At 54.3% G+C, this 9032-nt stretch carries 10 protein-coding genes; all 10 read right to left on the reverse strand.

The features are described 5' to 3' along the window. Positions 1 to 3: 3 nt before the first annotated feature. Positions 4 to 684 (reverse strand): heme exporter protein CcmB, encoded by a 681-nt coding sequence (locus GY33_RS0103225; RefSeq protein WP_031385954.1) that lies wholly within the window; start codon positions 682 to 684, stop codon positions 4 to 6. Further along, positions 677 to 1345 carry a heme ABC exporter ATP-binding protein CcmA gene (ccmA, locus tag GY33_RS0103230; protein WP_031385955.1) on the reverse strand — a complete coding sequence of 223 codons (669 nt, stop codon included), beginning with the start codon at positions 1343 to 1345 and terminating at the stop codon, positions 677 to 679. The genes GY33_RS0103225 and ccmA overlap by 8 nt, the downstream gene beginning before the upstream one ends. A 40-nt stretch (positions 1346 to 1385) precedes the next feature. Then, positions 1386 to 3302: a heme lyase CcmF/NrfE family subunit gene (locus GY33_RS0103235; protein ID WP_031385956.1), complete on the reverse strand. Its 1917-nt coding sequence runs from the start codon at positions 3300 to 3302 to the stop codon at positions 1386 to 1388. A 73-nt stretch (positions 3303 to 3375) separates the two neighbouring features. Then, positions 3376 to 3795 carry a cytochrome c maturation protein CcmE gene (locus GY33_RS0103240; RefSeq protein ID WP_028571107.1) on the reverse strand — a complete coding sequence of 140 codons (420 nt, stop codon included), beginning with the start codon at positions 3793 to 3795 and terminating at the stop codon, positions 3376 to 3378. 239 nt (positions 3796 to 4034) lie between these two features. Further along, complete coding sequence (locus GY33_RS20850) at positions 4035 to 4394, reverse strand: N-6 DNA methylase (protein ID WP_152555046.1); 360 nt, start codon at positions 4392 to 4394, stop codon at positions 4035 to 4037. Continuing rightward, complete coding sequence (gene tnpA, locus GY33_RS0103255; RefSeq protein ID WP_031385958.1) at positions 4381 to 4833, reverse strand: IS200/IS605 family transposase; 453 nt, start codon at positions 4831 to 4833, stop codon at positions 4381 to 4383. Before tnpA ends, GY33_RS20850 begins: the two co-directional genes overlap by 14 nt. A gap of 63 nt (positions 4834 to 4896) precedes the next feature. Continuing rightward, entirely contained in the window at positions 4897 to 5598 is a 702-nt protein-coding gene (locus GY33_RS0103260) for a type I restriction endonuclease (RefSeq protein ID WP_235185443.1), read from the reverse strand. 340 nt (positions 5599 to 5938) lie between these two features. Then, positions 5939 to 7171 carry a hypothetical protein gene (locus GY33_RS20855; protein WP_152555047.1) on the reverse strand — a complete coding sequence of 411 codons (1233 nt, stop codon included), beginning with the start codon at positions 7169 to 7171 and terminating at the stop codon, positions 5939 to 5941. 182 nt (positions 7172 to 7353) lie between these two features. Further along, positions 7354 to 8118 (reverse strand): hypothetical protein, encoded by a 765-nt coding sequence (locus GY33_RS0103270; protein WP_152555048.1) that lies wholly within the window; start codon positions 8116 to 8118, stop codon positions 7354 to 7356. An 84-nt stretch (positions 8119 to 8202) separates the two neighbouring features. Next, complete coding sequence (locus tag GY33_RS20860) at positions 8203 to 8802, reverse strand: hypothetical protein (RefSeq protein ID WP_152555049.1); 600 nt, start codon at positions 8800 to 8802, stop codon at positions 8203 to 8205. Positions 8803 to 9032 lie beyond the last annotated feature (230 nt).

Below are 9032 nucleotides of genomic sequence, written 5' to 3' on the forward strand. Positions count from 1 at the left end.
GGCTCATCCCTCCCGGAAGACCAGGGGAAACAGAATCAACGCCACCGCGGCGAACAGGGCGTCGAAGGCCAGAATCAAGGTCAGCCATTGGGAATCGTCCTGGAACCCGACCCCGGACAACAGCCCCCCACCCAGCTTGACGCCGCCCAAGAGCAGGGGCACCAACAGCGGGAAGAGAATCACGCTGAGAAGGGACTCTCTGGCCGCCTGACCCTGGCTGAGCGCACCCAGCAGGGAACCCAGAACAACCAGGCCCAGGTCCACGGCCAGTACCAGGCCAAGGGCCAATGCCCACTGGCCATACAGGGATTGGCCGAGAAAAACCACCAGCCCGAGCACAAAAAAAACCTGGGCCAGCAGCAGCAGCGCGGCCCCGGCCAAGGCCTTGCCCAGGAACACGGTCCCCGGACTGACGGGTGCCAAAAGCAGCCCCAGACGGACGCCGTTGGCCTCCTCCAGGTGATACAAAGCGTTGAACAGCAGGACCAGGCCGAAGACCGAGGCCAGCCAGAAAATTGCCGCGGCGGCCTGGCCGGTCATGGTCTCGCCCACGGGCAGGGAAAGACTGAAGACGAAGATGATCAGCAGCCCCAGCAGGACCGTCTGGGCCAAACCCAGACCCAGGCCGAGCATCAGCCCCAGATCCTTGCGCGCCAGAACCAGAAACCTGGGAAGCCTAGGCATCACCGGACCACTCCAAGTAGTCGTTCGCGCTCCCCAGAAAGGCCTGCCGCTTGCCTTGCAGTACCAGTACCCGGTCCGCCAGGTGGGCATCCCGCCGGGCATCGTGGCTGACCCAGATGACCGCGGCCCCGCGATCCCTGGCCTGGCCGATCTCCCGGTCCAATATGGTCCGGGACGCCGTGTCCAGACCCGTGGCCGGTTCATCCAGGAGCAGCATCCGGGAGTTGAGCAGAAGGACGCGGGCCAAGCTGAGCCGCTGGGCCATGCCCCGGGAAAAGGTGCCGGCCCGCTCCAGGGCCGCGGCTTTCAGTTCCACCCGGTCCAGGACCGCGGAGATATCCGGGATGGAGGGCGTCATGCCGTGCATCCTGGCCCAGAAAAAAAGATTCTCCGAGGCGCTCAAAAACGGATACACGCAGGTACCGTGGCCGAGATAGCCGATTTCGCCGTGTTCAAGATTCCAGGCCATGTCCCCGCTTCCAGGGGTCAGCAGCCCGGCGATGATCTGCAGCAACGTAGACTTCCCGGCCCCGTTGGGCCCCAGAACCAGCAGCACCTCGCCCGGCGCGACGCCCAGGGTGACCTGGCGAAAAACCAGGCGTTGGCCGAAAAAATGGCCAACCCCGTTCAGGCTGACGAGTGCTGGTTCACTTTGGGTCATTCAGGGCCACTGCTTACGAAGCCACGGCGCATCACCGCCTTCAGGCGGTGGCCGCATCAGCTCCGGCGTTGGTTTCCCGGTCCTTGCCCTTGGACGTGCGCAATGCGGCAAACCCCACCAGACACAGAAGGACGCAACCGATCCAGATCCAGTTCACCAAAGGCTGGGTGCTCATTTTCAGGCTGATGATCTCGTCCTCGGTAAAGCCCAGCAGTGTGGCGTAGAGTTCCACGCCCAGGCTGAAGCGCGTGTCGATTTTGGCATGGGGCCGATCCCAGGTCCGGTAGGAGCGTCTCTGCGGGGCCAACTCGCCGATGACCTTGCCGTCCCGGGAAACCTCCAGCCGGGAGGCATAGACCATCATGGCCGGGGTGCTCCAGGTTTCCATGCCCACATAGGTGATGGTGTAATCCTGGATGGTCATGGATTCGCCGGGAGCGAGCACGGCCTCGGCCTCCACCTTGTACGGGCCGGAAATGGCCACGCCCAGAAACATCAGGGCCACGCCCAGATGCACCCCGTAGGCCCCCCAGGCCGTACGCCGCTTCCGCAGGGACGGGTCCACAATAAACAGCATCACGATACTGACCACCATGGCCAACCCCGCGCTGGCCCCGACCAGGGCCAGAGGGATGCGAATCCCGTTGAGCCAGAGCACCACGCCCAGGGCCAGCCAGATCCCGGCCAGGACCGCGAGCCATTTGCCGTGGCGCACGCCCTCCTTCCACTGGATCCAGGGGCAGATCACCAGGATCGCGCCGATCACCGCGAAGAGCGGCAAGCAAACCCGGTTGTAGAACCCGGCGTCCAGACCCATGGGATTCGGAGTCCAGAGCTTGCTGATCACCGGCCAGAAGGTGCCCATGAGGACCACCAGGCCCAAGGTCAGAAAAACCCAGGCCGTGACCACCAGCAACCCTTGCCGGCTGGCCAGCCCGCTCAAGGGGCGATCATCCCGGGCCGGGCCGAAAAACAGGACCAGAGCCGTGACCGCCATGCTGAACATCATGAACAGCATCAGCGGATTGCCGACCCCGCCGTCGCCAAAGGCGTGCAGGGAGTCGATCACCCCGCTGCGCACCAGGTAGGTGGCCATGAAGCACAGCACCAGAGTCAGAACCATCAGCAGCACGTTGGTCTTGCCCAGGGCCTTGCGGCCCTGGCCGACAATGGCCGTATGCAGGAAGGCCGTGGCGCTGAGCCAGGGGATCAGGGAGGCGTTTTCCACCGGGTCCCAGGCCCAGTAACCGCCCCATCCCAGCTCCAGGTAGGCCCACCATCCGCCGATGATGATCCCGGCGGAGAGGAAAATCCACGCGGTCAGGGTCCAGTTGTGGGCGATCTGGATCCAGGACTGCTTTTCCCCGGTGATCCAGCAGGCCAAAGCCAGACAGGCCGGAATAGTGAACCCGGCGTACCCGATGAACAGGGTGGGCGGATGGATGATCATCCCCGGGTGCTGGAGCAGCGGGTTCAACCCCTGGCCGTCCAACGGCGCGGGGGAGATTTCCATGAAGGGATTCTGATGCCCGGTGAGCAGGTACATAAAAAAGGCCTGGATTCCCAAAAAGAAAATCCAGAAAAAGATCCGGGTCTGGCCGCTGAGCAGCCGATATCGTCTGGTGAAGAGAATGATCGTCCCGCAAATCACCACCAGCCACGCCCAAAACAACATGGACCCGGCCTGCCCGGCCCAGAAGGCGGTCAGCCGGTAGAACAGCGGCAGGGTCAAATCGGAGTAGCGACTGACGTAGAGCAGGGAGAAGTCCTTGACGTAAAACGCCCAGAGCAGGAAGAACGAGCTGATGGTCACCAGAGTGCAGATCACGATCTGGGCGTTCTCCACCCAGGGCAGCACCTTGGACCGGCCCTCCCAGGCTTGATGGACGCAGGCCGCGGCCGCCAGCAACGAAAGCAACAGGGCGGCCAGAAGACTGTAATACGGAATAATGTGCATGAATGCGCTCCAAAAAAAACGGCCCGCTCACGTCACTCGCGGACCGCTTCTGCAGAAGGAATAGGGGGAAAACTCATCCGGGCCGGTTCTCGGCCTCGTACTTCGAAGGACACTTGGTCATCAGGGTCTTGGCGTTGAAGACCCCTTCCTGGATCAAGTACCCGCCTTCCAGAATCACCTCGGCCCCGGGCTCGAACAGATCCGGGACCACGCCCCGATACTGAACCGGGATGCGCTGCGACGCATCGTCGCTGTCCGCCAGCATAAACCGGACCCCCATATGCTGGGGATCAAAAACCAAGCCGTCCCCGGCCACGGTCCCGAACAGACGAATCTGCTGAATATCCTCCGCAGGCATGGCCAATGCCTCGGAAACATTCAAAAAATAAATGCTGTTCTGTTTCAGCCCGGCCATCAGCAACGTCCCGAAGCCGACCAGAAAGAGCGCCAAGGCCACGATGTACACGGTGCGCGAATTTTTCTTCTTTTGCATGAACGTGCTCACCTCGTGTCAGTTGATAAAGGAGACGAAACTGTAATGGTTTTGGAGTGGACTGACAAGGGTTGAAAAGCAAGCCGGCAGGACGGATTTGTTCTCGAGCCGCGAGCGTTTTGAATCGGTATCGAAATCGGAAAGTTGCCGGAAATCGATTTCGATTTCGATCACGATCGCGATTTCGATTTCGATGTTTGCAGGCCCTTACCGGGAAATCCCCCTGGACACGCCGCAGCCTAATAACCTGAAAACTTTACTTGGATTCGTGAACGGACGACAATGGGGCAAGTCCCAGTTCCTTCAGGGACTCGTTGTGTTTTGCCGCTGACTCCTGGATATCCTTCCCGATGGACGTCATCCAGGTCGATGGCGGATTCCGGCTCGGCCTTGCCGACATAGCGCGAGATGTCCAGGTTGTAGTCGTTCTCTTTGATCTCCTCCATTGAAACCCGCCGGGCGTACCGCTCGATATTCTCCGGCCGTTGCCATTCCGCCCCAACGGGGCGAAATCCATATAGCCAGGGGCAACGCCCCTGGGCTTGGGTAAAAAATCCAACCAGCCCTGAAAGGGCGGCATACGCATCAATCCCAGACATATTTCTCGTCCCATTCGACGCGGTATTTTTTCAACAACGCTCGATACTCGTCTTCAAAACTCACCTGTTGATGGTGCGTCTTTTGCCGTGCGATGTATTGCTCCAACGCTTCCACATTGGACATGCCGATAGAAAAGGCACCATACCCGGTCTGCCAGGCAAAACCCGCCAGGCGATCATCTATATTTTTGATCCATTTCGAGGAACTCTTTTTCACTTCTTCCAATAGTTTACTCACCGCAACAACGCGTTCCAACCGGCAAAGAATGTGCAGATGGTTTTCCGTCCCGCCGATTTTCAGCAAAGGGCAGGCCAGTTTTTTGTGGATGGCCGCGATGTAGGCGTAGAGTTCGGGTTCCAGTTCGGGAAGGATCAGCGGTTCCCGGTTCTTGGTGCTGAATACGAGGTGGAGCAGGATATTGGATAGGGATTGCGGCATAGGTAACCGTTTCTATTTGGTTTATGTCGCCCCTTCAGGGCTCAATGTTTTCTTCCGCCATATTTATCCAGGGGCGTTGCCCCTGGCTATACGGATGTCGCCCCCTTGGGGCTGATTGGGGATGCTAGCTGGCCTTGCGCGGGCGTTGTCTTCGGCGGCGTGCTGGTAGATGGGCAGGAAGTTTTCATCGGCGTCGAAGGCGAAATGGCGGTCGTTGTTATTGGCGAAGTAGTAGGTCTCGGTCTGGTTGGAGACGATGAAGAGCTGGACGAAGCAGAGCAGGGTCTTGGTATAGCCGTTGCCGGGGTCTTTTTTGTAGTCGACGATCTGCTGCATGGCCCGGCGGGGGCTGATGCCGAGGGTCTTGAGTTCGATCTGCACGGCGGGGATGCCGTTGATCAGGAGCATCACGTCGTAGCGCTGGAAACTGTAGTCGGTGTTGATGCGGAGCTGGTTGACGACCTCGAAGGTGTTTTTGCACCAGTCCTTGATGTTGACCAGTGTGTAGTTGAGCGGGGTGCCGTCGTCGCGGATGAAGCTGTTGATCTCGCGAAGCAGGGTCGCGGAGGTGAAGACGTCGGGGGTGATGATCTCGTCAAGGAGGCGCTTGAATTCGCCGTCGGTGAGCTGGACGCGATTGAGGGCCTGAAAGTGGTTGCGGAAGTTCCCTTCGAGAGCGGCGCGGTCGCGGATGTCGGGGCGGCGGGTGTATTTAAGATCGGTCAGTTTGCCGATCAGTGCTTGTTCAAGTTCTTGTTCGGTCATGATCATCGACTCTCCAGAGTCTCATTTTTTTTCCTGGTACCTGCTGAAAGCTTCTGTTTGCGCAGCATTAGCCTGCGGAGGGCATCGGCCACCTTCCATCGGCCAACTTCCAAAGGAACGCGGTAAGGGCATAGTCGGTGCTGGGTGTCTCAGTAATCGCCATCTGGTCTCCATCTTTGTTCTTTGGTGGCGATGCATTTGCCGGGGTTGCTTGGGCACTGCCCGTTCCTGCGATGCGGAAGTGTCGCGGGAACGTGAAGCTAACCTGCCGCCCCATCAGAATTGCCGCGTCAGCGCCGCAGACGTTCTCGAGGTCAGGTTAAGCGTCTGGTCAGAACATCTAGTCTGTTTCAATTAAACCTGGTATCCACTGTAAGCAGAATCTGAAATAGGGATCGAGGAGATACAAACGAGACTTTTCTTCATCATATTCTAACACTGGCGGGTTAATATGTCGTTTTTGCTGGAGTTTATTCATATATTGAAGACCTTGGGTTACAGATGTTTGGGAAATATCCGTATGCCCAAGTTCAACTATCATTTTATAGACTTCAGTGTTTAATAACCCTGAAGTTGGAATTAATCTGTCACGAACAAGTTTTAGAAACCATTTATATTTTTCTGTAGAGCCATCACTCCTTCCACCCTTAACAATATCGTCGCAGAATTTTGAATAGACTTGGGCACAAGAAGAAGCGATTTCCTTACATGCTCTAGAGACAAGATTCACATCTGATATTTCTGTCAACGTGTCTTGCTTGCTGAATATTTCCAACAATAAGCATATGTTTTTCGCAATATCCTGAACAAGAGCAGCATTACCACCTGATTCTTCAAAGATGCTTCTACGGATATCATCGGAAAATTTGATTCTTAATTTTTCCTCACCAAGCTTTAGTATTTCAGATACTTGGGGCAACGAAAAAAGACCTGATTGAATTTCCCTAAGTCTCCCAACGAGGTCACGATTCTCAATAAATACTTGATCGGCCTGATGCTGAACGCCTACGATAATCCACTTGCAGTCGTAATCCGAAAAGTTGTGCAAATCCTTTGACAATTCTCGACGAAATTCAGGTGTACAATAATGAATATTCTCTAAGACAACGTGTTTATCGGCTGCCTTGAGATATTTTGATATATTTCTTGCTCCTATTGTTGGCGGAGTTATTCGTTGGATGTCTTTTTGCTCACCTCTTTCTGTCCCATAACTCCCCCCAGCCTTCCCATCAATTAATCCATATATTTTTGCTTTAATTTCTGCCTTGAAACCAGCTTTGACTTTTTCGTCAGTACTTGTGGAGTTTGTAAAAAATATATCTAATTCATCTGCGATATCACGGTATGTGCTTTCGAGTGTAGTTGATTCATTGCATGGAATTTTTATTGCGTATTTCTCCCCAACCTGTGAGATCCACAAGGTAGACTTGCCAGTTTTAGAGGGGCCATGAATAATTAAATGCTCGCCTGGTGTTGAGAGGAAGCTCAATATTCTTGTGTTATGCTCCGGAACTTCAATTCTTGTATGCTGAGGCACACCAGACGACTGAAATACTTCAAAAACATTGCACATCATTACTCCTTTTTATGTTCTAACGGGCCGAGGCTGACCGGCTTCGGCCTGTGCTGGAGCAAGCTCGCTTGCGCAAGGACAGGCCGAAGTCCGGTCCAGTCGGTTGTTCTCGACGCGGCTTCCGCGGCGAGGGCAACCGACTGGACGCAGTCAGCCCCGGCCAGTGGTTGGGCGCTGATGACTCATGCTTCAAGCTCTTCAGGAAACGCGGCCTTCATTGATGACTCCTGATAGGGGTGCACCGCCGGCTCAACTTTGTCTAAGAAATTCAGTTTTAGCGGTGGAACTTCTGTCGACTTGAGTTGCGCAGGCCCAGGAACTACATCTTTTTTCCGTGGCACCGCGTATATTGCTTTCACGATCCTCCAATCGCCCGTTGTATTAATCCATAAATCCTCAACAGACCGCACTCGAGAATCAAACCAAAACCGTATCCACTCTTTCCGCAACCACTTCCCCTTACTTTTGATGGGAGGAAAATCCTTGAGCACCAAGAAAATGAAGGGAACCTCAAGCTCCTGGATATTTCTGTACTGCCAGAGACGCTGTTGATCCGCGTGCCGAATGAGCGCAATGAACTCCTTGATATCTGCGAACGGTGCATAATCTCGGATCAGCTTCCAGTGGTGCTTCCAGTGCAAGAAAAAAGCACTTCTTAGCCGTTCTGCTTTACCGAGATCTGGATTTGTCGGGGGAAGTATCTGATAAGGTCGAGCTGCTGATTCCTTGAGGGGGCAGTAAGCGGTCGATTTCGGTTTGTGGGCAAAAACACCATCCACCTCTGGATCCGCCTCCCCTCTAGGATGCATGGCCTCATTGCATGCGGGACATCGAGCTAATGGTCTGTTACGTCGTTTGCCCAAAGGATCAAGTTTAGGGCCGAATAACTGGATGTATTGGACCACCGTGATCGGGCGTTTTTCGGTCGGATGTAGTGCTTTCTTCATTCGGTGTACCCTGGATTTGACGCCCAACGACCAAGCTCACCTGACAAAAACTGCGAGGCAGTTTTTGTCAGGTGTAGCGCATTGTTAGCGTCTTGGCAGTGCCGTCGCTTTCTCTCCGGGGGCTGGCATCATCAAACCCATCTGCACTGACGTGACCCATTCCTTGGTTTTGGCATCGTCATATAGCAACCGATGATGCTGGCCATCCACTTCCAAAACGATCTCGAACTGCCCGAAACGTTCCAGGAAGCTTTGAAAGGTTATTCCACTGATTGTGTTGTTTGTTAACCTTCCATCTTCGTTGGGAAATCGAAATGCAATTGAAAATGTACCATTATTTATTATTTCAACTTCTTCAGCTTCTAGATTGTTGACTTCACCTTTTATAGTTTCGCCTGTGACCAACGATCTAAGATAAAAGTTATTAAGTGTTATGGCTCTATTTCTCTTATTTCGACCTTTTAGCCGAACACCTTCAACCAGAGCTTGGTTGTGCGGTCTACTTATTACGTATGAAAACGAATGTATTGAGTGAGTTCCATCAATCCATTCAATGTCAGAGAATGCGTTATGTAAAGAGGTCCTTGCCAAGTTCCAAATAATGATCGGATATTTCCACGCCAAGGTAGCAAGAACCACCCCCCCTAAAGCTATAAATGCATACTGGGCAACACTGGGGGTCACCCACCTAGGAAGGCCATCAATTACTCAACTTTCGGGGATGCTGTTACAGTCTGACTACATGTCAATATGTTGAAAATTAAGAGGGTTTTTGCTTGAAAGATCCTTTCTCACTGTTTAGGATGTAACTTCTTCACGGTAACAATACAAAACAGGAGAAAGGATCAAATGCAAATTAACTATTTTCAATTCGACGGTCAAGACGAAACACAGTATTCAAATCGGCTCAAAAA

Origin of the sequence: Desulfonatronum thiodismutans (genome assembly GCF_000717475.1) — a bacterium.
Classification (GTDB): domain Bacteria; phylum Desulfobacterota; class Desulfovibrionia; order Desulfovibrionales; family Desulfonatronaceae; genus Desulfonatronum; species Desulfonatronum thiodismutans.

Excerpts from the sequence above, each read along its gene's own strand:
- GY33_RS20855 (WP_152555047.1), bottom strand. The coding sequence starts at position 7,171 with ATGTGCAATGTTTTTGAAGTATTTCAGTCGTCTGGTGTGCCTCAGCAT.
- GY33_RS20850 (WP_152555046.1), bottom strand. The coding sequence starts at position 4,394 with ATGTCTGGGATTGATGCGTATGCCGCCCTTTCAGGGCTGGTTGGATTT.
- GY33_RS0103225 (WP_031385954.1), bottom strand. The coding sequence starts at position 684 with ATGCCTAGGCTTCCCAGGTTTCTGGTTCTGGCGCGCAAGGATCTGGGG.
- tnpA (WP_031385958.1), bottom strand. The coding sequence starts at position 4,833 with ATGCCGCAATCCCTATCCAATATCCTGCTCCACCTCGTATTCAGCACC.
- GY33_RS0103270 (WP_152555048.1), bottom strand. The coding sequence starts at position 8,118 with ATGAAGAAAGCACTACATCCGACCGAAAAACGCCCGATCACGGTGGTC.
- GY33_RS0103235 (WP_031385956.1), bottom strand. The coding sequence starts at position 3,302 with ATGCACATTATTCCGTATTACAGTCTTCTGGCCGCCCTGTTGCTTTCG.
- GY33_RS0103260 (WP_235185443.1), bottom strand. The coding sequence starts at position 5,598 with ATGACCGAACAAGAACTTGAACAAGCACTGATCGGCAAACTGACCGAT.
- GY33_RS0103240 (WP_028571107.1), bottom strand. The coding sequence starts at position 3,795 with ATGCAAAAGAAGAAAAATTCGCGCACCGTGTACATCGTGGCCTTGGCG.
- ccmA (WP_031385955.1), bottom strand. The coding sequence starts at position 1,345 with ATGACCCAAAGTGAACCAGCACTCGTCAGCCTGAACGGGGTTGGCCAT.